This window comes from Bacillus testis (assembly GCF_001243895.1).
Taxonomy (GTDB): domain Bacteria; phylum Bacillota; class Bacilli; order Bacillales; family DSM-1321; genus Bacillus_AD; species Bacillus_AD testis.
In genome coordinates this window covers 878,249-904,322 of sequence record NZ_LN851186.1, presented here as the reverse complement: position 1 = coordinate 904,322, position 26,074 = coordinate 878,249, and the positions used below count along the sequence as shown (strand labels likewise).

At 41.9% G+C, this 26,074-nt stretch carries 22 protein-coding genes, 1 tRNA gene and 1 pseudogene; 3 read left to right on the top strand and 21 right to left on the bottom strand.

Features of this window, described 5'->3' with window-relative positions; all coding sequences use genetic code 11:
- Nucleotides 1-176: 176 nt before the first annotated feature.
- A complete protein-coding gene (locus BN1765_RS04995) occupies nucleotides 177-794 on the top strand; it encodes a DNA-3-methyladenine glycosylase (RefSeq protein ID WP_050614097.1) in 618 nt (205 codons plus the stop codon).
- A 280-nt stretch (nucleotides 795-1,074) separates the two neighbouring features.
- On the opposite strand, the gene BN1765_RS04990 is transcribed toward BN1765_RS04995, so the two are convergent.
- The 6 genes from BN1765_RS04990 to gntK form a co-directional block, all read right to left on the bottom strand.
- On the bottom strand, nucleotides 1,075-2,553 hold the full coding sequence (locus BN1765_RS04990; RefSeq protein ID WP_050614096.1) for a sodium:solute symporter family protein: 1,479 nt from the start codon (nucleotides 2,551-2,553) through the stop codon (nucleotides 1,075-1,077).
- Entirely contained in the window at nucleotides 2,550-2,750 is a 201-nt protein-coding gene (locus BN1765_RS04985; protein ID WP_050614095.1) for a DUF3311 domain-containing protein, read from the bottom strand. Before BN1765_RS04985 ends, BN1765_RS04990 begins: the two co-directional genes overlap by 4 nt.
- Nucleotides 2,751-2,893: 143 nt before the next feature.
- Nucleotides 2,894-3,595, bottom strand: coding sequence for a copper homeostasis protein CutC (locus tag BN1765_RS04980; RefSeq protein WP_050614094.1), 702 nt, complete (start codon nucleotides 3,593-3,595; stop codon nucleotides 2,894-2,896).
- 248 nt (nucleotides 3,596-3,843) lie between these two features.
- Nucleotides 3,844-4,779: an LCP family protein gene (locus BN1765_RS04975; RefSeq protein WP_050614093.1), complete on the bottom strand. Its 936-nt coding sequence runs from the start codon at nucleotides 4,777-4,779 to the stop codon at nucleotides 3,844-3,846.
- Between the two features lie 152 nt (nucleotides 4,780-4,931).
- On the bottom strand, nucleotides 4,932-5,891 hold the full coding sequence (locus BN1765_RS04970; protein ID WP_050614092.1) for a D-alanyl-D-alanine carboxypeptidase family protein: 960 nt from the start codon (nucleotides 5,889-5,891) through the stop codon (nucleotides 4,932-4,934).
- Between the two features lie 302 nt (nucleotides 5,892-6,193).
- Nucleotides 6,194-7,735, bottom strand: coding sequence for a gluconokinase (gene gntK / locus BN1765_RS04965; RefSeq protein WP_050614091.1), 1,542 nt, complete (start codon nucleotides 7,733-7,735; stop codon nucleotides 6,194-6,196).
- A 523-nt stretch (nucleotides 7,736-8,258) separates the two neighbouring features.
- Between gntK and BN1765_RS04960 the strand changes: the two genes are divergently transcribed.
- Nucleotides 8,259-9,590, top strand: coding sequence for a GntT/GntP/DsdX family permease (locus BN1765_RS04960; RefSeq protein WP_050614090.1), 1,332 nt, complete (start codon nucleotides 8,259-8,261; stop codon nucleotides 9,588-9,590).
- A gap of 53 nt (nucleotides 9,591-9,643) precedes the next feature.
- Here BN1765_RS04960 and BN1765_RS04955 read toward each other — a convergent pair whose 3' ends face one another.
- The 15 genes from BN1765_RS04955 to BN1765_RS04885 form a co-directional block, all read right to left on the bottom strand.
- A complete protein-coding gene (locus BN1765_RS04955; protein WP_050614089.1) occupies nucleotides 9,644-10,663 on the bottom strand; it encodes a PTS sugar transporter subunit IIC in 1,020 nt (339 codons plus the stop codon).
- A gap of 352 nt (nucleotides 10,664-11,015) precedes the next feature.
- Complete coding sequence (yhbH, locus tag BN1765_RS04950; RefSeq protein ID WP_050614088.1) at nucleotides 11,016-12,185, bottom strand: sporulation protein YhbH; 1,170 nt, start codon at nucleotides 12,183-12,185, stop codon at nucleotides 11,016-11,018.
- A 537-nt stretch (nucleotides 12,186-12,722) separates the two neighbouring features.
- Nucleotides 12,723-13,532, bottom strand: a complete 810-nt coding sequence (locus BN1765_RS04945; protein ID WP_230199499.1) for a C39 family peptidase — start codon at nucleotides 13,530-13,532, stop codon at nucleotides 12,723-12,725.
- 200 nt (nucleotides 13,533-13,732) lie between these two features.
- Nucleotides 13,733-14,488: a polysaccharide deacetylase family protein gene (locus BN1765_RS04940; protein ID WP_050614087.1), complete on the bottom strand. Its 756-nt coding sequence runs from the start codon at nucleotides 14,486-14,488 to the stop codon at nucleotides 13,733-13,735.
- 115 nt (nucleotides 14,489-14,603) lie between these two features.
- The gene (locus BN1765_RS04935) at nucleotides 14,604-14,789 is read right to left on the bottom strand and encodes a hypothetical protein (RefSeq protein ID WP_050614086.1); all 186 of its coding nucleotides are present in this window, start codon (nucleotides 14,787-14,789) and stop codon (nucleotides 14,604-14,606) included.
- 63 nt (nucleotides 14,790-14,852) lie between these two features.
- Nucleotides 14,853-16,748, bottom strand: a complete 1,896-nt coding sequence (locus BN1765_RS04930; protein ID WP_050614085.1) for a PrkA family serine protein kinase — start codon at nucleotides 16,746-16,748, stop codon at nucleotides 14,853-14,855.
- A gap of 848 nt (nucleotides 16,749-17,596) precedes the next feature.
- The gene (locus BN1765_RS04925) at nucleotides 17,597-18,010 is read right to left on the bottom strand and encodes a CBS domain-containing protein (protein WP_050614084.1); all 414 of its coding nucleotides are present in this window, start codon (nucleotides 18,008-18,010) and stop codon (nucleotides 17,597-17,599) included.
- 122 nt (nucleotides 18,011-18,132) lie between these two features.
- On the bottom strand, nucleotides 18,133-18,606 hold the full coding sequence (gene trmL / locus BN1765_RS04920) for a tRNA (uridine(34)/cytosine(34)/5-carboxymethylaminomethyluridine(34)-2'-O)-methyltransferase TrmL (protein ID WP_050614083.1): 474 nt from the start codon (nucleotides 18,604-18,606) through the stop codon (nucleotides 18,133-18,135).
- A gap of 71 nt (nucleotides 18,607-18,677) precedes the next feature.
- Nucleotides 18,678-19,532: an amidase domain-containing protein gene (locus BN1765_RS04915; RefSeq protein WP_050614082.1), complete on the bottom strand. Its 855-nt coding sequence runs from the start codon at nucleotides 19,530-19,532 to the stop codon at nucleotides 18,678-18,680.
- A 159-nt stretch (nucleotides 19,533-19,691) separates the two neighbouring features.
- Nucleotides 19,692-20,819: a tRNA epoxyqueuosine(34) reductase QueG gene (gene queG, locus BN1765_RS04910; protein ID WP_050614081.1), complete on the bottom strand. Its 1,128-nt coding sequence runs from the start codon at nucleotides 20,817-20,819 to the stop codon at nucleotides 19,692-19,694.
- Nucleotides 20,820-20,967: 148 nt separating this feature from the next.
- Nucleotides 20,968-21,041, bottom strand: a tRNA-Gly gene (locus BN1765_RS04905).
- A gap of 318 nt (nucleotides 21,042-21,359) precedes the next feature.
- The gene (locus BN1765_RS04900; RefSeq protein ID WP_050614080.1) at nucleotides 21,360-22,718 is read right to left on the bottom strand and encodes an arsenic transporter; all 1,359 of its coding nucleotides are present in this window, start codon (nucleotides 22,716-22,718) and stop codon (nucleotides 21,360-21,362) included.
- 510 nt (nucleotides 22,719-23,228) lie between these two features.
- Nucleotides 23,229-23,702 (bottom strand): gamma-glutamylcyclotransferase family protein, encoded by a 474-nt coding sequence (locus tag BN1765_RS04895; RefSeq protein WP_050614079.1) that lies wholly within the window; start codon nucleotides 23,700-23,702, stop codon nucleotides 23,229-23,231.
- Nucleotides 23,702-24,343: a pyroglutamyl-peptidase I gene (pcp, locus tag BN1765_RS04890; protein WP_050614078.1), complete on the bottom strand. Its 642-nt coding sequence runs from the start codon at nucleotides 24,341-24,343 to the stop codon at nucleotides 23,702-23,704. Before pcp ends, BN1765_RS04895 begins: the two co-directional genes overlap by 1 nt.
- Nucleotides 24,344-24,436: 93 nt before the next feature.
- Complete coding sequence (locus BN1765_RS04885; RefSeq protein ID WP_050614077.1) at nucleotides 24,437-25,366, bottom strand: DUF979 domain-containing protein; 930 nt, start codon at nucleotides 25,364-25,366, stop codon at nucleotides 24,437-24,439.
- Between the two features lie 370 nt (nucleotides 25,367-25,736).
- Between BN1765_RS04885 and BN1765_RS04880 the strand changes: the two are divergent.
- Nucleotides 25,737-26,074 (top strand): annotated as a pseudogene (locus BN1765_RS04880) (transposase); the annotation flags it as partial.

The following is a 26,074-nucleotide window of genomic DNA, read 5'->3' as shown; positions in this document are numbered from 1 at the left end:
CATACAAAATCAAAGAGAAGAACGAAATGAAAAACAGTGTTTCTGTAAAATACGCTAGTGTTTCCTTTTTTCAACCAGTGTTTCGTTATATAGGCATTGTGTTTTAAATGTAAGGTATAAAGGGAATATAAAGAAATAGTGTTTTAAAAAATGAAACGATGAGGGGAACGTGCAACATGAGCGGAAAAAATGAATGGGGACCAAAACAATTGGTCCCCGAAGTATTGCCTTCCGATTTTTACCTCCAGCCAACATTAGAGTTAGCTAAATCACTATTGGGGTGCCTGTTGGTGAAAGAAAGCGACGATGGCATCACTTCCGGTTTCATCGTCGAAACAGAAGCATACCTCGGCCCCGAAGACCGCGCTGCCCACAGCTTTAATAACCGCCGTACCAAGCGGACTGAAATCATGTTCAATCATCCCGGCCATATTTATACCTACGTGATGCATACCCATTGTCTCGTCAATGTGGTCAGCGCCGAACATGAACGCCCTGAAGCTGTGCTGATTAGGGCAATCGAGCCATTCACCGGTATAGAACGAATGAAAAAACGCCGCAATATGACGGACCCCAAAAAACTGACCAACGGGCCGGGAAAATTGACCAAAGCCATGAATATTACCATGGCTGATTACGGCCACACATTTTATGCATCGTCATTATATATCGCATCCGGATACCTTCCCAGCCATATATCCACCGGCCCGCGTATCGGCATCGACAACAGCGGCGAAGCCAAACACTATCCATACCGCTTCTGGGTAACAAACAATCCATTTGTTTCAAGATAGAAAAAAGCGGAAGGGCGCGTTTAGCGACGTACAAAACTGATTTTATTAGTACATTCCATTCCAAAAAGCCAGCATCGAATTTTGCCAAGTAATGTTCGATGCTGGCTTTTTGATGGGTCATTATACTCTTTAAATAGCATGGGACTGAAGCAAATCCCTGCTTAGAATAGTGGGATGGGCGCGATTCCACAAGCACTTTGCCGCCCGCCCCGCGGAAAGCAACCATTCTATATGTAGTAGATTCCGTGCTTCGTGCCCAGCCGTTTGATTCAAAGACTCGTTACGAAGACACGGTCACCCGGCCCCCGGCATCCATGCTTTGCTTGTGCGTAAAGATACTAACCGCAATCATCACAAGTACATTTAACAATAAAGCAAGGAATGAACTGTTGATATCTGTCACCCAAGCCGGAAAATCAGGAAGCAACTGTTTCAGCGTAGTGCCCGACAGTGTCATATACAGGACTGTGGCTTCTCCTGCCAATATTCCGGTTATGACCCCTTGTTTCGTCATTCTGTTCTTTTTCATAAAACTGAAAAACAGAGAAGGCGCCATCTGAATGATCAGACTATAGCTCATAATATTCAAGATAGCCATGGCTTCCCCGCCTTTCACCGCAAAATAGACAGCAATCGACGACATGCATAGAATCAACAGTTTAGAGACAATCAAAAGGGTTTTATCCGTTGACTTCGGAAAGATAACTTTATAAACATTTTGCGTAAGGCCGGCTGCAGTAGACATCAGCATGACAGACGTAGGCACCAGGGCTGTCAATAAACCAGCTGCTCCAATTATCCCGATCACCCAGGGATCAAAAGTCTTAATGGCAATTTTCAGCAGCGCCAAATCTCCGTCAGCTCCCTCTAAACCGGGAATGATTGTGATTGCCGAGAAGCCGATAAAGAAAATAAATAATAGCATAATCGTATAAATCGGCAAGGTGATTGCATTCTTCCGGAGATTTCTTTCATTTTTGGCAGACAAGATCACCATAAAAGAAGTAGGCATGATATAAAACCCGATGGCATTGAACAACACGGTCGAGATGAACCACGATGGGCTGAAGCCTTCTTGCGAAAGTGTCAGCAATTCTGGTTTTGCCGCTTCGATACTGTCGAATAAGGGACGAATCCCGCCAAAATAATGCATAGGAATATAGATACCAAGAAACAGAACGACCAATACAATTAAAAAGTCTTTCATAATAGACGTCCAGGCCGAACCATGAATACCTGAAACCATCACATATATGGTCACTACGATTGCCCCTATGGCGCTGGCCCAACCTGGGCTGATGCTGCCGTAGGAAGATTGGGACACAATGATGCCGAGGCCCCTGAATTGAATGACCACGTACGGAACCAATGCAATGCAGCCTACGATTGCCGCCAGGACGCCGAGAGCCGTACTGTTGTATTTGGATGCAAAAAAGTCAGGCTGGGATATCAGCTTATGCTCTTTGCAATATGTCCAAATTTTTGGCGCCAGCCAGTAAGATAAAATGTACGCAAGAAAAATATAGGCCGGTACATAATAGGCTGCCGCTCCGCGGGAATAAGCCCAGCCACTGCCGCCCAATAAGGTGAAGGTCGTGTAAACTTCTCCAGCAATCAAAAAAAACACAATGAAGGTACCGAACCCCCGTCCCCCTACTGTCCACTGCTCCATGTCCATATCTCTCCCCCTAGACGAACGGATGCCGAGATATAAAGCAAGCAGCAAAAAAAAGGCAATGATGATTAAAGGCAAATTCATGAATCTCCCCCCTTTTTGTTATCCGGGTCCAATACATACACAATCCCTATTAAAACAGGCGAAAGAACCATCCAGAGAAGAAGCCAAAATAAGAAAAAAGGCATCCCTAGCACATAAGGCTCGATTGTATTCGCCCAAGGCAAAAAACCAAGATAGCCTATGAATGGAACGAGTACTAATAATTTTATCGCTTTCATTTCTTTCCCTCCCCACAATAGCTTCCTTTCGTACACAATTAATTAACAGACTATTGCATTCTTTCATTATAAATAGGGATGGCAGATAGCGGCAACTTTTAGCCGACGCACAAAAAAAGGCACCTTGTTGAGGTGCCTTCTCCTTATCGGAATGATTTAGTTTTAAGTGCATCCAATACAGTCCGCACTTTTGCTTCGTCCAAACCATTCGCAAAAGATCCGTCTATGCGGAATCCTGTTCCCAAATGGTATTCGCTTCCTTGTAAAAAAGCATGCAGGTCGCCAATATTGCTTGGCTGTACACCGGAACCGATCAAAATAGCTGGACCATGCCACACATCGGATAGCGTCATCAATTGCTGTAGCTGTTCACGGCCGGCGACAGCTGTTTCTTTCCCGCCCGACGTTAAAATACGGCGGATATGGCCGCGATATTCGCAAAGCACTTCCAAGCCGTCCGCTTGATGGGTCAAATGATCGAATGCCCGATGGAATGTGATGTCAAACTCAGGTACAGTGGCAATCACTTTTTCCAACAGCGCTTGATCAACTTCCCCATTCTTCGTACAGCCGAATACGATTCCTCTCGCACCCAAATCTTGAAGCGCCAGCAAATCCTCACGAATACTATGCCAATCGCTTTCATCGTATTCGAATCCGTAGCTGTGCGGGCGGACCATTACCTGTACCGGGATAGATACATTTTCAATCACTCGCTTAATAATTCCGTAACTAGGAGTCAAACCGCCTTCTGAAATAGCCGAAACTAGTTCTAAACGATCGATTCCCAGCCGCTCTGCCTCAATGGCATCTTTTTCATTCTGTACAATGCATTCTACTATCATATCGTTCACCTGCTTTTTATTTATATCTGAATTTTCATTGTTGATTATTTTTAGCAATGGCGATCTGCTGCTTTTTCATCACCATTATAACCGAACAAAATCAATTAACTACCCTTTTTTTCACCGGCAAGGGAGTCGTTTTCCTTTTAATGGAACAGGCAAACGAAAAACTGTACATCCTAATCTATTCCACCACGCGCCGTTTTAAAACCAAAAACCGCAGTACCGTAATAGGCTGCGGTTTTTTCTTATTCAAGGAAATCTTCCAATGCCTTTTTATTCTTTTCCACATCGATTTCCAACACTTGCATATTATTGCGCTCAGGCAATGCCTTTTCTTCATAGCTGTCTTCTACTGGAACGGTCAATTTATCGATTGTTTGATCATCACTCATCAAGAACGAAGTTAACACCGATATCATCCGCGTTTTACTGATATTGGTTGCAAAATATGGCTGAATCGTCCCGATAATTCCAGGCAATTTTGTCACACCGTGCACACTGACCATTTCCTTGGTGATCGCTTCAATCACTTCCTGTTGGCGCTTGACCCTTCCGAAATCACTTTGGGCATCTTTCCGGAAGCGTGCAAACCCCAGAAGCTCTTTTCCGTGGAGCCGTTGGACGCCCGGTTCCAATGTGACCCAGATTCCTTCAGACATTTCATGCTCGACGTTGACCTCAATGCCATCCGGAAAAGCTTTATCAATTCCTTTAATGAAGCCATTAAAATCGAGAATCGCATAATAGTTTAAATCTATATCAAAATTTTCTTTAATTGTCTTACGCAGCAGTTCTGGCCCACCCATCAGATAGGCGGCATTCAATTTATATTTCTTATCTTTTCCCGGTACATCGACATACATATCCCTCATAAGGGACACAAGCTTAGCCTTCTTCGTATCGGTATCATATTGGGCAATCATCATGGAATCGGAGTTTGAAGCATCTTCTCCCCTTGAATCCACACCAACCAGCAATACATTCATTTTTCCTTTGAATGCGTCTCCATTGAAAGTAATATCCTCTTGCTTTAAGCTTGATTCTTTTCTGGCATCACTGTAGCTTTTGTAATAATCCCAAGCAAAATAGGCTGTAGGCAATAGAATTAACAGAGTTATAATCAAAATCACACATAGTACAATTTTCTTTTTCTTACGCTTGCGCTTCTCGATCCTGTTCATTCACATTCTCCAGTTTGATTAAAGTTTAGCTGAAAACGCTACTATAACTTTAGCAAATGGATAGTCAATAAACAATCTTTTCTTATCAACCATGTGAAAAATCCAACAATCTTTATCAGCTGATTGCCCCTTTTTCCTTTGAATAAAGAGCCTTATCTGCTTGCCGTTATTTTTGAAAATCCATTGTCGAGCAATGTAACCGAATCTTTCCAGATATCCGCTTTTGTCGACTTCAAGACGACTGCTACGAGATGCGTCTGCTCATGCACGGCTGATGAAACCAAACAAGATCCTGCTTGATCGGTGAACCCCGTTTTAATTCCATTTGCCCCTTGATAGTAATAAGCACTGTCAGGACTCAGTAATTTATTTGTATTTTTGTATGTGACCGACCTATCGGAATATTCGTCCCGAGTCACGATCTTCTTAAAATCTTTATTTTTCATAGCGGTCTGAGCGATTTTTGCAAGATCATAGGCAGTAGAGTAATGGCCATCCGAATGCAGGCCATTCGGATTCACAAAATGAGTATCCCGCGCACCCACTTTTTTTGCTTTCGCATTCATAAGCTTGGCAAAATAGGCCATTGCCTTCTGATTGGACATTTCTTTGTTACCGCTGACTTTTCGGGCAATATAAATACTGATCGTCCGTGCCGCATCATTGCCGGAAGGAAGCATCAATCCTTGTAAAAGCTGCTCTAAGGTCATAGTCTGGCCTTTTCGCAAAAATGCAGTACTCTCTCCCTTTTCTTTTAGCTCCACTTCTTCTCCTACCTTCACTTTTTCGCTTAAATCGCCATTTTCTAACGCCAGCAAAGCCGTCATAATCTTGGTGGTGCTCGCTGGATAAAGCCGCTTATGTTCATTTTTAGCATAAAGGATCTTTCCTGTATTCTCCTCCATTAAAATCGCGGCCTCGCCAGTAATGTCGATAGTAGAAGCGGCTGCCGGATTCTTCATTACACTATTATTTCCTATTGTTTGGACTGTTTCTATATCCTCCTGATCATTTTCAAATGCCCATTTTCCCATCATAAATGTCCGTATATTTGGTGTTGCCATACATAGCAGCAATACGATGATGAAAAAACCATATACCTTCGTTTTCATCTCTTTTCCTCTCCCGTTCCCAATCTACTAATAGGAACAGTCTAGCCTTCTTTTCTTAAGAACAACCGTACGCAATACTTAAATTTTTCTTAAAATCAGTCAATTCAGCAAAAAAAGCCCGGATGATCCGGACTTTTTCCTTTTTTTAACCAGCTCTGCTCCCCATCCATATGAAAGCGGAAGGCGAAGAAATATGGGTGATTAAGTGATCGTATGAAAACAAGCTTGGTTCAATGAATGACTGGCGAGGAATGACTGCTTCACGGTTTAAAGCGTCACTTTATATAGCCTATTTCCCGGGTTCAATGGACCCATTTCTTCTGGAACGCCGCCATCTCTGCATATTGGTCCGTCAAAAGGCGTGAAAGGCTGATGAACATAGGAATCATCTCTTGATAGATCTCCACATTCTTTTCATTCGGTACATGATGGTGGTCAGACCCTACCATATCCTTGACAACATCCAACGAATCTACCTCGCCCACGCTGTAAAGGCCAAGGATGACCGCCCCGAGGCAAGAGCTTTCAAAGCTTTCTGGCACGAACAGTTCCTGATTAAAAATATCGGCCATCATCTGTCTCCAAAGGCTTGAACGGGAAAAACCGCCAGTGGCGTGGATGCGTGTCGGCTGGCCGATCAGTTCCTCGAGAGCAAGCAGAACCGTATATAGATTAAATACGACCCCTTCCATCACTGCCCGGATCAAATGTTTCTTCTGGTGATGTAAACCTAATCCAAAGAAAGAACCGCGAGCATTTGCATCCCATAGAGGTGCACGTTCACCTGCTAAATAAGGATGGAAAATCAATCCCTCGGCACCAGGGGGGACTGACCCTGCCATTTCACTCAAGGCGTCATACGGATTCTTGCCAGTCCGTTTGGCTTCTTCTGATTGCGTTACTGCCAATTGATCGCGGGCCCAGCGCAGAATCATACCGCCGTTATTCACAGGACCGCCGATAACCCAATGATTCTCGGTCAGTGCATAACAAAAAATCCGTCCTTTTGGATCGGTCACAGGTTTATTAGTTACTGCACGGATTGCACCGCTTGTTCCGACAGTTACTGCCACGACCCCTGGTTCAATGGCATTGACGCCAAGATTTGAGAGCACCCCATCACTTGCCCCCACAATAAATGGAGTCTCTTGCGCTAGATTCATTTCCTTGGCGTATTCTGGATTCAGCCCTACCATTTTATACGTAGTCGGAACAGGCGTCGACAATTGCTCTGCTTGAATTCCCGCTACTTCAAGCGCACCTTTGTCCCATGCCAGTTTTTCCAAATTGAATAAACCGGTTGCAGAGGCAATTGAATAATCAATTACATACTGATTGAATAAACGATAAAAAACATACTCTTTTATCGAAATAAATTTATAAGCCTTTTCAAAAATAGCTTGCTTCTCATAACGTAGCCACGTAATTTTAGATAAAGGAGACATTGGATGGATCGGTGTGCCTGTACGCATATAAATCTCATGGCCACCGAGCTCTTTCTTTATCTTTTCAGCCCAGCCTGCGCTTCTATTATCTGCCCATGTGATGCATTTAGTCAGAAGGTTTCCTTCTTGATCAACAGCAATGACGCTATGCATGGCCGAACTGAATGAAACGCATAGCACATCGGCTGGATCCACCCCGCTCGACTTCACAACATCTTTAATCGTCATGACTACGGCCGCAAAAATAGCTTCGGGTTCCTGTTCCGCTGTATCTGGCGTAGGTGACATCAATGGATAATCAGCTGCAGCTCGATCTATAACAGTTCCGTCTTTTTTGAATAACACAGCCTTTGTGCTGGTGGTTCCCATATCCACCCCTATGACATATTTCGTTCCCATCTTTGCAATCCCCTTTCTTCCGTAGACCGACTATCCCATTATTGGATAGCACCCCCGTTTAATGGATTTCTCATATGAATATGGCAATTTGCCAACCGTCTCAATAGATCTGATTGTAAGACAAACATCTTATCTGCCTTATAACTGTTTAACAGAATAAGAATCGATCAAATGGCTGTATCAGCCAACTCTCTATCTCTGTTCTATTCGATTCCTACTGAACTTCCATAATTATCTTATCCTACTATCCTGCCTTCCGTAAAATATCATGTTTGCTTTTCTTATGCATCCGCTTACAAAAAACAACTATTTTTATATAGAAAATGCAGAAATGCCCAATCTAAATCCGCGCCACTTTTTCTCTTTATTTTCTACATGAGGCAGAAAAATGCAAATTTCTGCGGATCATTGTTATACTTTTTTAGAATAGAATTTTACATTAGATTCAGGAAAAGGAATTTGTCGCCTGAAACGTATGCAGTTTTCAGGACTATTCTTTTCATACGATCAAGGGGGGATTAAAGTGGATTGGTATTTATTACTGGTCACATTAGCATCGATTGTAATCGTTATCATCGGTGTGTCTGTATTTAAATGGCACGCTTTCATCAGTTTATTGGTCGCCAGTCTATTCCTGGCCATCGTAACAGGGATGCCATTCACTAAAATTGTAAGCGCCTATGAAACAGGTGTAGGGGGAACACTTGGTCATTTAGTCGGGATTCTAGCCTTGGGAACAATTTTGGGGAAATTATTGGCCAGTTCGGGAGCTGGTTTGCAAATCGCCAAATTCTTCATTCGGATTTTTGGCGAAAAGAAACTCCCTTGGGCAATGTTCTTCGCAGGCTTTATCATCGGTATACCTGTTTTCTTTGAGGTCGGGATTCTTATTTTGTTGCCTTTAGTCATTTCCATCCAAAATGCGACAAAGAAAAATATATTACTCATTGCTTTGCCGGCCATTGCAGGACTATCCATTGTCCACGGACTGGTTCCGCCTCATCCAGGGGCAATTGCAGCCATCAGCATTTATAATGCAGACCTTGGGAAGGTTTTGATTTACTCATTGATCATCGCTTTGCCAACAGGGATTATTGGTGGGCCTTTATTTGCGAAGTATATACAGAAAAAGGTGGTTCCTGTTGGCCAACCAGGATTGGTGACTGTTGAAAATGATGCATTGTCAGAAAAATTGCCTAGCACAGGAGTTTCTTTCCTGACAATCCTAATGCCTATTATCCTGATGATATTCGGTTCAGTGGCTCCATATCTTTCCCTGCCTAAAGGAATCGAGCATTTCATCCTATTCCTAGGAAGTCCGCTGATTGCTCTTTTATTATCTTGCTTTATTGCCATGGATTTATTGGCGTTCAGACAAGGAAAAGATGGCAGTGATCTTAAGAATTTAGTGGATGAATGCTTTTTGCCGGTCGGATCGATTATTCTAATCATCGGCGCAGGCGGAGGATTCAAACAGATTTTAATAGACAGCGGTGTAGCCGATTCCATCGGAACAATGGCTCAAAATTTATCTTTATCTCCGCTAGTTCTAGCTTTCTTGATTGCAGGGCTTATCCGGATTGCTACAGGTTCTGCCACAGTTGCGCTTACAACAGCAGCTGGAATCGTATCGCCTATCATCGCTTCCATGTCCGGTGTGAACCTTGAACTGCTTGTCATCGTTACAGGGGCAGGTTCCTTAATGTTCTCCCATGTAAATGACGCCGGTTTCTGGATGGTCAAAGAATATCTTGGCTTATCAGTTAAAGAAACCTTTAAGACATGGACCATCTTGGAGACTGTATTATCTTTCATTGCATTTGGCGGTGCATTAATTATAGATGCCATCATCTAAATCAAAGAATGCCCGGACGCTCCTTAAGCATCCGGGCATTCTTTGGTTCATCATTATTGGACTTCTAAATGAAGATCTCCAGCATTGACTTTTCCCATCATTTTTAAGCTTCTATGCAAGGCAAGCGTTATAAGCCCAGGTAAAATCATACCTGCTCCTACATACACCAAAAATACTTGGAACCCTTGGGTCATCAAAATACTGATAGGGGCAATCATTGAACTCAACCCCATCCCTGCAAGTTCATATGTAGTCTGGAAGTGAAACACCATCGTCGCAACCGGCGCGCTGATGGCTGCAGCTACAAAAGGAGGGATAAGGTACAAAGGATTTTTGATTAAATTCGGGAATTGGACTTTAGGCGTTATAACAGCTTGGGCTAAAAATCCTCCAAAATCATTGTCCTTGCGAGACATATATGTAAAACCAACAAATTGGACCGTACAACCGATCAACGCTGCCGCACTTGATACCGGGTCAAGCTGAAGGGCAATAGCCAATGCAGCGGAAGACGCGGGTGTCATTAATAACAAACTGAACACTAAAGCAATCACTATGCTGCCAAGAACAGGCGATCCTTGGACAGATTCTGTAATTTGGCTTGAAATCCAATTCAATAAAGGAGTAGTCACTTTTGCCAAGTAGACACCTGAAACTCCGCCGACAAGCACCGCTCCCAAAGGAATAGCCATAATATCAAGCTTTGTTTTCCCGGTGATTTTAATCCCGATGTAAGTGGCAAGAGCTGCTGCAAGGACTGCCGAAATGGGCTGCCCGGTCACCAATGTGAACCCTTCAGCAGTACGTTGAATGGCCGCTCCTCCGACCGCACCGCTGGCCATTGCACTAAAGATCACAAGGGAATTTCCGCCCAGCTGGTAGGCAATCCCGGCTCCCAAAGCCGGTGCGAGCAACACTTTTGCAGCTCCCCCGACAGCCAGCAATACATCCCAATGCAGATAACCCCCCACTGATTCAAGCAGTAAGCCGATTCCCAAAGTAACTAAGACGGCATTCGCAATACCAGTCGAGGCCTTATATAATAGTTCAACGTACTTTTCCCTTTTAGTCATGATGGACACTCCTTTGTTAAATTAACTGAATATTCAATATTATTATTTCAAATAAAAAACCGATTATCGGTTTTGGGTTACTGAACTGCCAGAACGCTTTGCTCACAGCATCACAAAATAAACTCTGAATGTCTATAAGCATAGGGTTATCTAGCTTTTCAGCCTCATATTAAAATAATATTAATAGTATAATGACAAGGATTAGCCTCCATAATCAAGTGCCCCTCTCTGAAGATTTTCACTTATCATATCACCAATCGTTTGAAAAATCAAAATATTTATCTATTGAACAATACTATTTCCATGAAATATAGAGTGATTAAACGCAAAAAAAGAAGAGGATTCCCTCTCCTTAAGCATGAACGGCCTGCTCATCTTTGTGAAAAAAGCTTTTCATCGCATGAAATACATCGCTTTTTTGTTTTAAAATGTAATAATAAAATTTTTCATTTTTTAGATTTTTATAAGCACTCATCAAAGTAGAGTGACGGTTATATTGATTGACCTCCCCATACCCGAACATATTGGAGCGTTTCATAATTTCTTCTACAAGCTTGACACAACGGGCATTGTCGGATGTTAAATTGTCCCCGTCAGAGAAATGAAACGGATAAATATTATATTTGGATGGTTCATATTTTCCATCAATGATTTCTAATGCCTTTCGGTAGACTGAAGAACAAATTGTCCCTCCACTTTCCCCTTTTGAGAAGAAATCCTCCTCGGATACAACCTTTGCCTCCGTGTGATGAGCGATAAACTCGATTTCAACACTTTCATATTTCGTGCGCAAAAAGCGAGTCATCCAGAAGAAAAAGCTCCTGGCCATATACTTCTCCCATAATCCCATCGAACCTGACGTATCCATCATAGCAAGGACGACCGCTTTGGAATCTGGTTTAATAATTTCATTCCATGTCTTAAACTTCAAATCCTCCTGCACGATCGGATAAAAACCGGGCTTTCCTGTTAAAGCATTGCGTTTGAATGCTGCAAACATCGTTTTTTTCTTATCGATATTGCCCATTAATCCTGTTTTTCGTATATCATTAAATTCAATATGCTCGACCGTTTGGTCTGCCATTTCTTTCTTTTGCAGGTTAGGCAATTCTAATTGGCTGAATAGCACTTCCTCTAATTCGAGCAGCGAGATTTCCGCTTCATAATAATCCTCGCCCGCTTGGTCTCCTGCCCCTTGGCCTTTGCCGGGGGCCTTCTGTGCCGGCGAACCATCCCTTGCCACAACATCGCCGATCTGGCTTTCTCCATCGCCCTGTCCAACATGCTTATTCTTATCATAATTATAACGAATCTTAAATTCATCCAAGGAACGGATGGGAATCTTAATTACATCTGTCCCATTCGACATAATAATGCTTTCTTCAGAAACAAGATCAGGTAAATTATTCTTAATCGCTTCCTGGACTTTTTCTTGATGGCGCTGCTGATCATCAAATCCTTTGCGATGGAGGGACCAATCTTCCTTTGATACTACAAACTGGTGTTGTTCATCAGCCGACATGTCATCTTCCCTCCCCTTATTCAATTTCTGTCAAAATCACTTTCCCAAAGACTTGGCTTCTAATGTATTAATCTATCTTATGCAAATCCTCATCCTAATTTGCAAACAATTTAGATAATTAGGCGAAAAACAGAAGTGACCGTTTAGGGACGTACAAACTGTGAGCTAAAATGAAACTTGCTCAGTGTTCATGGTTTTCTTTGCATCCACAATGTTTAATCCCTTCTTTTTATATGAAAACAATTTTAATTAAGTTGTGCTAGCAGTTTATGAGGGAGAAAAGGAAGAGGTAAAGGTGCAAAAGGAATGAAAAATTGAAGCCATTGGTAGGCGAATGTTCTGAATGCAAGATTGTTAAGTGATGTACTTAAACAAACGATAACAACTTTTATTGTAGTAAATAAGGTCATTTGTAGTACAAAAAAGGATAGATAGAGCATTTATCCTGCTTATCTGTCCTTTTTAATTTATCATTATTAACTCCGAATCCAATGGTGTTAGGGCATCAAGAAATAGATAAAACCAATGATGAGACTTTTACTCTTCTGTAATGGCCATTGCCTGGCTGCCCATTTGGATCCAAGACTTTTCAAATGCCGTGCGCGAAATGACCCTATTTTTTCTAGACTGTAGAGGGTCATTAACGTAAAGGTGGTCAGCGGTATACCCCGTCAATATAACACTGTGCTGGCTATACGTCACATTCATTGGTCCTTCCTTCGTCTTCCATGTTTGAAACTCAGCGTCTGAAAGCGGCTGAAATTGAACATTGGTAAGAACCCAGATAGGAATGCCTTTATCCAGCAACTCGTACAACTTGGACGGGCTACTTCCCGTTAAATCAATCACATTATTTTGCCCAACATAGGTTTGTGCCAATTGGATAATAGGCTCAACAAAAACGCCCAATCCCGGTTGGTCAAATGTATACATGTTACCGACAAATCCGGTATGCATGTTGCCTCGAAATCCATTATCATTATAAGGCTGATGTGCGATTTGTTTAGCCAATACCATTTTGTCAACAACGTGCCCCATGTATTGAAGCAGCATTGTGAGTGACGTTACTTCACAACCTCTGGGTAGCTCTGGCATCTGTTGCACTAATGGAACGTCCATTGGAAAACGGTCATTTGAAAGCTGTTCAATCGCTGCACTGGACAATTCTTCTTTTTCAGGCTCAACCATCTTGACTGATCGATCATTGCTCTTAAGAATGATGTTTTGCAAATATTTTCCGAGAGAAACTCCAGCACAAACAATGAAAACAAAAAGAACAATGATTATCGTCATATTTTTTTTTGTAAAAAAGGCGGCTATTCTCTTCATCTCATCACCTTCCAGCATGCTTGTCTTCCTAAAATCAGCAGATAGTCTTATATTCCAAATGAACAAATAGTCCCTATATCCGTCAAGTATAGAAAACTTTTCCTGATTTTTCAATTTTTTAATCTGTGATAAAAGAAGACAAAACAGCTTAAGGCTCTTAATCAAACAAATTGTCAGCCAATCCTCTGATCATTCCTTCCAACCGGGTTCTCCTTTTCTTATTGGACTGATTGAAAAAAGGATTCAGGAATAGAAGGATTCGATTGATAAATCATTTGTGAAACCGTGACGCATTGGTATCCTTCACGGTCTAAGAAATCCGTAATTTGTTCCAGCGCCTGGACCGTTTGCGGATTTCTTCTCCAATCATGAAGTAAAATAATATCCCCAGGGTGGAGATTTTTGATAATATGATTAGCTATTGTAGATGCGCCGGGGCTTCGCCAGTCTTTTGGATCTTGGTGCCATGACCATAGAACGACCCTATAGCCATTCTTGACGGCTGTTTCAACCATCATATTATTGTACAACCCCCCAACCGGCCGATAGAGGGTAGGCTTTTGCCCTGTAACTTTATGTATGATTTTCTCTGTTTCTAAAAGCTCTGACTCGAGTTTAGCCGATGTAATCCGCCGATTATAAATATGGTTGTAACTATGGTTGCCGATTTCATGGCCTTCTTCAAAAGTCCGGCGAAGGATTTCAGGATGCCGGCTTACTTTAGAGCCTGAAACAAAAAAAGTCGCCTTCATGTGATGTTTCGCTAAAATATCTAGGATTTGCGGGGTATAAATTTCATGGGGGCCATCGTCAAAAGTAAGAGCCACTATCTTTTTTTCTGTTTTGCCTTCCCATATCACTTTGCCCGATTGTTCATAATCTGCCCTGCTTTGGCCCTCTGCACCCACACTACCCGCAATCGGCCCAACAGTAAGCATTAACAAAAGGTATCCTGCATAAACGTATTTTCTCATTTTGTGTACACTCCATCATATTAAGTCAATACTAGTAGTGTATGAAGTAGGCTTGTAATTATCCGTAGTACCCACAGGCAAAAAGATACAAAAAATGGGCACCCCATTGGGATGCCTATTTTTCCTGGCCGTTCAATTCTTGGATAGGATCTGTATAAAGATGCTTTTCTTCCTGCAACTCTTGCCCCGTATCCATTCGTTCCATCTCTTTGCCAAGCTCCTTAACCTGCTTCATATCCGAAGCCATTGAACTGTTCTCCGGTACAACGTTCTTTTTCAGTGATTTCATTCCCTCTTCCAAACCTCTTCACCCCTAAGCTTCTATACCCGCCCGAGAGTGTTGTAAACTTTTACCATAGCTAATTTAACGGTTCAACAGACTGCCGACATACCGCAGCAATTCATTGGCGGACGTGGTATTGTAGCCATGTTCATTCACCAGTCTTGCCACCACTTCATTGACTTTCTTCAACTGCTCCTCATTAGGCGTTTTAGAAGAGGTGGTGATTTTAACGACATCCTTCAAATCAGCAAATAATTTCTTTTGGATTGCTTCTCGGAGGCGGTCATGGGAATTGTAATCAAATCGCTTTCCTTTTCTAGCAAATGCAGAAATGCGGATTAATATTTCTTCGCGGAATGCCTTTTTAGCGTTTTCTGAAATACCGATTTGTTCCTCAATCGATCGCATCAACTTTTCATCCGGTGTAATTTCCTCCCCTGTCAACGGATCGCGCAATTTGGACTTATTGCAATAGGCTTCTACATTATCAAGATAATTATCCATCAGCGTTTTGGCTGATTCTTCGTATGAATAAACAAAGGCTTTCTGCACTTCTTTCTTGGCGATATTATCGAATTCCTTACGGGCCAACGAGATATAATTCATATATTTCTCGCGCAGCTCGGAAGTGATGGAAGGATGTTGATCAAGCCCTTCCTTCAAGCTTCGGAGTACATCCAATGCATTGATGGATGCCACCTCTTTGCGGATGATGGTAGAGGAAATGCGGTTAATGACATATCTTGGATCAATGCCGCTCATTCCTTCATCTTGATACTCCTTTTTCATCTCTTCAACGTCTGCGCTATTAAAGCCTTCAACATTTTCACCGTCGTACAATCTCATCTTCTTCACTAGATCGATATCGCCTTTCTTCGGATCTTTCAATCGGGTTAGTATGGTGAACATAGCGGCAACCCGCAGCGTATGCGGAGCAATATGGACATCGTTGACATCACTCTCGCCAATCATTTTTTCATATATTTTTTCTTCCTCGCTGACCCGCAGATTGTAAGGCACAGGCATAACGATAATCCGCGAATGGAGCGCTTCATTTTTCTTATTGGAAATGAATGAACGATATTCAGTTTCGTTCGTATGGGCAATAATCAATTCATCAGCAGAGATTAAAGCAAACCGCCCAGCCTTAAAATTTCCTTCCTGAGTCAAGGAAAGCAGATGCCACAAAAACTTTTCATCACATTTCAGCATCTCTTGAAACTCCATAATGCCGCGGTTTGCCTTATTCAACTCTCCGTCGAAACGATAGGCGCGAGGGTCTGATTCGGAGCCGAACTCAGCGATCGTCGAAAAATCGATACTGCCTGTCAGGTCGGCAATATCCTGCGACTTAGGATCAGAAGGAGAGAAAGTCCCAATTCCTACCCGTTTGTCTTCTGAAAGAAAAATCCGTTCAACCATAACGTCTTCGATACGGCCGCCATATTCCTCTTCAAGCTTCATCACATTTAGCGGGGAAAGATTCCCTTCTATACGGATCCCATATTCGTCATAGAAATCATTACGCAAATGCTGGGGGATTAAATGAAGAGGATCCTCATGCATCGGGCAATCTTTAATGGCATAAATAGCTCCGTGATCCTGGAGAGAATACTTTTCAAGGCCTCGTTTGATTAGGCTGACAAGTGTCGATTTCCCGCCGCTTACCGGTCCCATCAACAAGAGAATTCTTTTTCGCACATCAAGGCGCTTAGCAGCCGGATGAAAATACTCCTCCACAAGCCTTTCAAGGGATTCTTCCAGACCGAACATTTGATTACTAAAGAAGGAATATGTCCGTTGGCCATTAACGTCTTCAATACCGGCATCTTTTATCATATTGTATACACGCGAATGTGCAGACTGAGCAATCCAGGGCCGTTCTTTCACTAATGCTAAGTAATCTGCGAAGGTACCTTCCCACTTAAGCTTTTGCTCTTCTTCTCTATGTCTTTCAATTTTGCGTAAAATATCCATAAGGAACCTCCTCTGTATTTTATATCAGGGATGTTTCTTAATACTGTATGCACACTTGCCTATGAAGATGATAACTCTCTTGCCGAAATCCTTCTTCACCTTTTTGCCATCCTTCCCGGCAAAATTGCATAACCCTTCTTTTCGGAGACAGTGATATCCGCTATAATAAAAATATGTAAAAAATGGATTTATTTGATAAAACAAAACTTTAATCGGTGGAGGAATTTTTTTCATCCCCACCGATCATTAGTTGAACCAATCGATGCTTCTTACTGGCACTTCTTCGTCTTCCCATGAAACGGAAGTCTTAGTGCCAATTAGAATCAAATCAAAAGGAGGAATAACCATGGGTTTAGTAATCATTTGTTTAGTAAGCTTATCTTTCTTAACAGCCATCTTCACAGCAGGCTACAACGACAAACCAACAAATTAACACCGAAAAGCGGAAGTGACCGTTTAGGGACGTACAAACTGGAGCTCTTTTCCTGAGATAAAGGAAACACAGCGAACGTAGGGAGCTGATGTTGACTTATCGTAGGGAAAAGAGTGAAGTTTGCTAGTCCCTGGTCACTGCAGCTAGACAACACCGAAAAGCGGAAACGGTCGTTTAGCGACGTAGGGACTGGAGCCCTTTCTCTTTGAGATATAGGAAACACGGTGAGGTACGAACCGATGTTGACTTATCGTAGAAGAAAAGGGTGAAGTCCCCTAGCCGTTGGGTGTTCGGAGCTAGACAACACCGAAAAGCGGAAGTGACCGTTTAGCGGCGTAGGGACTGGAGCCCTTTTCAGCTCAATATTTACCCCAGCAATCACAAAAGGACAAGAAGGCCGACGCCTCTTGTCCTTTTATGATTGTGATATATCCTTTAAAACCCCGGCTGTTGTTGCAGAGCCGTCCATATGGCGGGCAAGATCACCAAGCGAAAGTATGCCGACGCATTCTCCATTTTCAATAACCGGGAGCCTTCTTACCTGCCTAGAGGCCATTAAGGATGCTGCTTCATCCAATGACTCACCCGACGAAATAGTTGCCATTCCCTCGCTCATGATATCAGTCACTTTAGTTGAACCTGGATGTTTACTTCCTACACCCCGAATGGCAATATCCCGGTCCGTAATGATGCCGATCAGTGAGCCATCCTCATAAACAGGGACTGCACCGATTCCGTGGTCTTTCATCAGAAGTGCAGCTTCATATACATTATCCAGCGTAGTGCAATAAATCACTGGATTACTCATAACATCTCCGACAGTAATCAACGAAATCCTCCTTTTTTTGAAAGATATCATTATTGTTTCTCTGATCGGGACTTCTATTCCCTTAAATGGCCCGCCCCCTGAAACAAACGCATATAAGAAAAAACCTGAGCTTATCGCCCAGGTTAATGCAAGTGAATATAATTCTGCTGGCGCAGTGCTTCATAGATCAGGATGGCCGCTGTGTTGGACAGATTCAAGGAGCGGATATTGTCGTTCATTGGGATGCGCAAGCATGTATCCATGTTCTGTTCAATAATTTCTTTCGGCAATCCCTTTGTCTCCCGTCCAAAAATGAAATAATAATCTTTGGACACATCGCTATAGTCGAAGGTCGTAAACGTTTTTTTGCCGAATTTCGTAATGAAGAAATACTCTCCACCCTTTGTTTTCTCAAAGAATTCATCTATACTGTCATAGTAAAAAATCTTAACATGCTCCCAATAATCCAATCCTGCGCGCTTTAGCATTTTGTCATCGGTCGAAAAGCCAAGCGGACGGATCAGATGGAGCGTTGTGTCCGTTCCTGCACAAGTCCTTGCGATATTTCCCGTATTAGCCGGAATCTCTGGTTGATATAGAACTACATGTATTGCCACCTTTTATTCACCTCTAAAAATTACTTCAAATTTCATATCTTTCTATTATAGCATGCTTTTAACAAGGGGTCCTATTCATCGTCTAAGATGTGGTAAAACCGGTATTGGATATTTGGCGTATAAGCAGTGGAATCCTCATACGACCAATAGCGCATCCGGCTGTCGGTTGTATGGGCATTTACCAACGGCATGCCTGCCCCATCTTTTCCCGTCACGATCGTGTTATGATTGAACCTGCCGTCACCCTCAAAATCATAACAGATAATATCGCCAAGCATTAATTCCTCGGGTGAGGAAACACGTTCGGCTCGCAGCCCGATTGTGCTGTGCTCTAAATACAGATTCAGCGCATGGGCGACTGACCAGCTGTAGCTCCAGGAAGAACCTGTATACCACCAGCCAGTCGAACGATTGCCCATCCCTCTCATCGGAGCCCCGCCGGCATGAAGACATTGAGAGATATAATTTGTGCAATCGACCTCGAAATACTGATAATCGGGATTATAGCTGTCCCACCATGTTTCGGCATACTGCACAGCCTTTAACCGGTCATAACGAAAAGCCAGCCTCTTCAAGCCATTTTGTGCATCGAATGTAAAATCCTCATCAATCGCCATTTTTTCAATTGGCACCTCAATCAGACAATCGTCTTCCGCAAGGATCGCCCGTTCTATTCCCGCTTTTTCCTCGATATAAAAATGATCATGATGCTTAAGGAAATACTGCCATCTCGTGCGATAATAAGCTTCTCTGCCACGATCTCCATCCTGTATGCTTTCAATTTTTGCTCTGCAGCGGATAGACAAAAGCTTCGCTTCGCGTTGCTGCCAAACTCTCTGCTTTCGATGCGGAGAGTCCCCAAGCTGTTCTTCATTGACCAAGCTATTGCATTTTTGTTGCAATAATTGACGCAATTCTCTTTTCAAAAGCTTCCCTCTCCCTTCCCTACACTTATATGAAGGAAATGGATAAAGTAAAACTTTGATTGGCGGAGTGTTCTTACTAGCGTTTGATCTCCCACTTATCCTTCTTCGAATTCGTTTTGAAGCAGGAGTAAGAACAGGCCCAAAAATAAGCAACAGTCATCACTGTTGCTCTAAGGCTTTCTTTATTTCCTCACATGCATATTCATCGCTTTCTGTTTCAAGGGCCGCCCGCAGCGCTTGATATCCCTCTTCTACACCGATTTTGCCTATCGCCCAAGCCGCTATTCCGCGGATATCAGGCCGGGCATCTTTTTGCAATACCTCTATTAAATCCCCAAGTGCCGATTCTTCCTTAAAATGCGCCAACGCGATGATGGCATTGCGCTGAATTGGCTTCTTCCCCCGCCATGCGCCGGATACATGGCCGAATGTTTCCTTGAACTGGCGATTGCTCATATGGAGAATCGGTGTAAGGAGAGGCTTAGCCAATTCAGGCTCCGGTTCCATCCGTTCATGAAGATGGAAATCCATCCCCTTATTTTTAGGGCAGATCGTCTGGCAACTGTCGCATCCATATACGCGGTTCCCAATTTTTTTGCGAAATTCTTCAGGCAAGGGTTCTTTGGTCTGTGTCAGGAAAGCAATGCAGCGTTTAGCATTAATCTGCCCACCGCTCACCAAAGCGCCAGTCGGACAGATATCAAGGCATTTTGTGCAACTGCCACACTGGTCTTCCAACGGCTCATCCGGTTCAAACGGTATATTCGTGATCATTTCCCCCAAATATACATACGAGCCAAATTCCGGCGTAATAATGGCACAGTTTTTAGCACTCCAGCCGATCCCGGCCCGCTCGGCAACAGCACGATCGGACAATTCGCCCGTATCCACCATCGACAGGGTACGTACTTCCGGTACCCGCTGAGCCAAGTAATCCTCCAGCATCTTTAATTTTTCCCTCAGCAGGATATGATAGTCGACACCCCAGGAAGCACGGCAGAAAATACCTCTTCGTTCCCCTTTTTTCCCTTGTATATGATCCTTCATTTTCGATGGATACGCTAAGGCAATCGCTACAATACTTCGCGGTTTTTCGAATAACCTTGCGGGATCTGTACGTTTATCGATATCAGGCTCTTCAAAGCCTGAGTGGTAGTTAAGCTCTTGTTGGCGAATCAAACGGTCCTTTAACTCCGTAAAAGGATCAGACGAGGCAAACCCTATTTTGTCGATGCCGATTTCTTTACTGTAAGAAATTAAATCCTGTTTCAATTGTGTATAATCCACGTGGTCCTCCCCTTTCACGGTAAATCTCTATCCATTAGCAAATCATAGCATGATTATACAGCTTCAATCAAAAATAGCCGCAGAACATAATAAAAAACGCAATGCTTCGTTCTCCTATGTAACGAAACACTGCGTTAGTAGCTATGTATGGAGCGGGTGAAGGGAATCGAACCCTCATCATCAGCTTGGAAGGCTGAGGTTTTACCACTAAACTACACCCGCATGATTCAGTTTTTGTCGAACTTTGTATTTTTTCAACAGAAATTATTATATCTCTGCCCTATATAAAAAGCAATATCATTTTGCGAAAAAGTTCACTAATCCACCTTTTTTTATTCACAGTTCACACATTGTTCACATCTAAAATTCTATGTGATCATTTTTGAAACAATCGAACTGCCTTTCATAGGCATACACCGATATCTGCGTTCTGTCATTTGGCATGACGGCAATCATGCACATGGGTAGAAACAGATAGGAAGCTTTTAAACCATTAAATCTCCCAACCTTTAGGCTGGGAGATATTTGCATCTATCTCTTCTATTGCGAAAAAATCAACTGCACCCAATAGAACAATAAATATAAAGTAAGAATAGCAGTAAGCGGAATGACAATGATACTTAAGCTTAAATAATCCTTCCATGTCACCCTCACTTTGTTTTGCTTTAGGATATGCATCCATATCAAGGAGGCTAATGTACCGATTGGCAGCAATAGAGAGCCAATGTCGCTGCCGATGATATTGGCTAAATAAATGGTTTTTAGAGTTAAAGGGTCCAATCCCATCTCTGTCAATGTAATCGTCCCAATCATCAAAGCCGGATGATTATTGAATAGATTTGACAGAACAGACACTAAGCCTCCCATTGCTAAGCTGGCATGCATTAAACCTTGATTAACGATTGGTTCGCATAACTTAACTAGCAAATCCGTCAGTCCTGCATTGTTGAGGCCGTAAATGATGACATACATCGAGAAAGCAAATATAAGAATGTGCCAAGGAATCTTCTTCAGTATGTCTAAAGGATTCTTGCGAAGATAATGCCAGCGGACAGCAAGCAATACGATAGAGCCTAGCACTGCGACTAGTTCGATAGGAATGGAGAGAAAGGAAGCGACAAAAAGGAGGCAGCGAATTACAAAGACGAACAGCAATACCTTCAGCATGAATTTGGTCCTTTGCCGTTTTGTTTCTACAGAGAGCTGCCCCTTTAATGGATGAAAGTTTTTAATAAAAAAGAAATGTTCCATATCATAGCTAACTTCCGGCAACTTCTTGGGAAGCTTAGGCTTTATGAGCAGAAACATCAGTCCAGACATAAAGAGCAAACCCATGGAAGCAGGTATGAACATCATAGCTGTGTGCATATAGAGACTCATATCTATAATTTTTAGAGCAATTAAATTAACGATATTACTGACCCCGATTGGAGCGCTGGACGCAGTAGCAATAAGTGCGCCGCTTAGTAAATAAGGTATCTTTTGATGGGTTTTCAGACGAAGATTTCTGAGGAGTAAAATAAGAATAGGGGTGGTGATCAAAATGCTTCCATCATTATTGAATAATAAGGTCATTAGAAAACACATCAATTGGATCAGCCAGTAAAGCCGATAACCCGACCCTTTTGACATTGTCACCAGTCTTGCTGCCACCCAGTGAAAAAAGCCAAAACTTTCTAGTATGACCGCCATAACCATAGTGGCCATGATTGTTATAGAAGCTCCTCCTATATTATGGATAATACTGATAATATTTTCTTTTGAAACGATGCCTGTCAAAAGAATAAGACTGGCACCGATTGACGCCGGCCATGCTTCATTAATGTTTTTCGGCCTCCAAAAAATAACGACCAAAGTTGCTATAAACACAAATACCGGCCATATAATGTAAATGTCCATAAACGACGTCACTCCTTTCCTTTGGGCAGTTATGGAATCAGCCATTAGCATTCTTGTCCCATATGTAATGTATATATATGTGAGCCTATCAGGAAGAGGAAAGGCAAAAGACTATATATTGAAATATGTACGTTTGTTCTGCCACACTTTCCAAACGAAACAATGGGCATCTATCAGGCAGGCTTGCAATATCCAGTTCTATATATAGGGACAGATATACACCATATACCAGAAAAAATCTATTGCTGCCTAAGCACTCCCATTCCATAGTATAAAAGGCGGTCCTTAGCATATAGGACCGCCTTTTATATTTATTTATTCCGTTCAACTGGCGCTAAGAATTCTGCCCAATCACTTGAGTGAGGACAAGAAATCTAGTGGGCAATCAAACAATCATAAGAACTCGGGTTGGTGTCGATGGGGAATTTTTTAGGGAGCGAATTTCATTTTTTCGTCACATATAGCAGGGTAATTCTTGCGTTCTATTTTTCGCTGTCCCCATTTTAATCTTCACTGAGCTTCTAAGAGTTTGTAAGATAAGCCTTTTTTTAGATTACCGCCTATCATATATTCTTTCCAATCGCCATGGGGAATATAAATGGCCCTACTATCAAAAAGTGGATCTCTATCTTTATTATAGAAATAAACAAAACATTTTTCTTTTTTATTCGTATGAAGGTTTTCAACTTCCATAATGACTTTATGGTATTCATTTTCCGGGTTGTTTTCACTTATAAACCCTTCCATTTCGTCCATGGCTTTCATTGCATCCTCATAATGGTCTTCGCTTAGCACCATTATTTCTCCCATTACAACATCTTCACCAAAAGTTATAGCAGGATACCCTTTATAGGGCAAATGATGTAATTTCATATTGTTTAACTTGGCCTCTTTTTTCTCAATGACCTTATTAGTTAAATACTTATTATAGTTAAAAAAGCCCTCTCTTAAACTTCCATAAACAAAAAGATTGATCCCTTTCATTAGCAAATTTCTCCGCCTATCGCTTTGATATCTTTGTCATAAATAACACAAGCTTCAATAGCAAGCTCTAAGCCTTTAACGATATCATTCAATGACATAAATGGGGTATTCTTCTTATTCATCACTTGCGAAGTCATATAAGGAATGTGTATAAAACCGCCTTTTATATGAGGGTATTTCTTATCGATCATGTAAAGGATTCCGTACATTACATGGTTACATACGAATGTTCCTGCCGTATTGGATAACGTTGCTGGTATGTTATGTTCATTCATGTGTTTGACCATCGCTTTTACTGGCAAATTCGAGAAATATGCTGGTTGGCCATCTGATTGGATGACTGCATCGATTGGTTGGTTCCCTTCATTATCTGTTATTCTAAAATCATCCAGATTGATCGCCACTCTTTCAGGAGTAATGTCATATCTTCCTCCAGCTTGGCCTACAGATATTACGATATCCGGATTGTGTTTTTCGATCGCATTCTCGATTGCTTTAACGGATTTAGTTTGAACTGTAGGGATAATTACTTTAATAACCTCAGCCCCATTAATATTGTCACTTACCATTTTAACAGCTTCTTCCGCTGGATTTACTGGCTCCCCACCGAATGCGTCAAATCCTGTTAATAATACTTTCATTGTTTGTCTCTCCTATTGAAATGTTTTATCCCGTTTCTAAGCACTAGCAGCACAAACGTAGATACATAAGTAGAAACTCAAGCCTTGTTGATTTTAAAATCCTAAAATATACATTAAGAATATATGAACAACTAATAATGTTAGGGCTAAAGGAGCTTGTACCTTTATGACTGAATTTTTATCTTTTAGGTCAAGTAATGCTGCCGGAAGCATATTAAAGTTAGCAGCCATAGGTGTTAACAACGTCCCACAGTATCCTGCTGTCAATGCAAGGGTACCACAGATTAAAGGGTCTCCTCCTATAGCAAAAACAAACGGTACACCAATTCCTGCAGTTATAACCGCAAATGCTGCAAATGCATTACCCATTATAATTGTAAATAAGGCCATCCCGATGCAATAAGTAGCTACACCTATAAATTCATTACCTGTAGGTATAACAGTTGATATTATGGAAGCTATTTTATCGCCTACTCCTGCTGTGGTAAATAATACACCTAAGGAAGCTAGTAATTGAGGCAGAATCGCAAATGATCCTATAGATTGATAGGTTCTATGTGTATCTTCTAATAGCTCTTTTGGCGTCGCTTTAGTTAAGACAAATGTTAGTACTAAAGCACATACTGTTGCCATACCGATAGCAACGGTTCCTGGAAAACTTGTAAAAGATGCCACAAGCATGGCTATTAGTGCAATTGACAGAGAAGGGACGAATATTTTCAACCCTAATTTATCAGCTTTTAACGTTGCAAATGTTTCATCTAATTGTTTTAACGTTCCCATATTTATTTGCTTTGTAGCTGATAAAATGGCTATCCCAACCACTAATAAACCCACTATTGTACTTGGAATATAGTTTCCTAATATGAAAACGACTGCTACGATCCCCCAAAACAATGCTGTACCAATTCTTGTTTTATGGTTTTTATCTTTTAAGGTAAATATCATCGTAATCCCCATGAACAAACCGATCATCGTATAAAATATTTCTAATAAAATATTAGAGATTTGTGCTGTATCCATTATTGCTCACCTCTAACTCCGCCATTTTCTTTAGAAGAATATTTTTTCTTTAGCTTTTTATCTAATAATATATTTTGTGTTGTCCAGAATATAAATGCGATTATGGATAGGCAACACTTAACTGGACAAAAAAATTAAGGTGTGGCGGACAAAATCCTTATTTTGAGTATAGCTTCCCTATAAGATGGAAAAAGCTGTACTAGTCACTTTATATGGAGGTTCTGGCATGGTAGCCTGACGTGGCTTGCCAGTTTGATAAACTGGCAGTCTGGCTTTTCAGCCATGCCAGTAGAGGCTCCATGTCAAGTGACGGGGTGAACACTCTATTTAACAAGTCTGCCATTACCTATTTAGTTAAGGAGCGTTGTATATGACCAGATCGAGACGAACATTTACCGAAGATTTCAAGAAACAAATTGTATTACTATATGAGAATGGAAAACCACGAAAAGAGATTATCACTGAATATGAGCTAACCCCGTCTGCCCTAGATAAGTGGGTGAAGCAAAGCAGAACGGCTGGTTCCTTTAAGGAAGCAGACAATCGTACACCTGAACAAACTGAATTAATGAAGATACGCAAAGAACTGAAACAGCTACAAATGGAAAATGACATTTTAAAGCAAGCCGCGCTGATCATGGGACGAAAGTAAAAGTGATTCGAAATAACCGTCACAAATACTCGGTATCAGCAATGTGCATCGTCCTC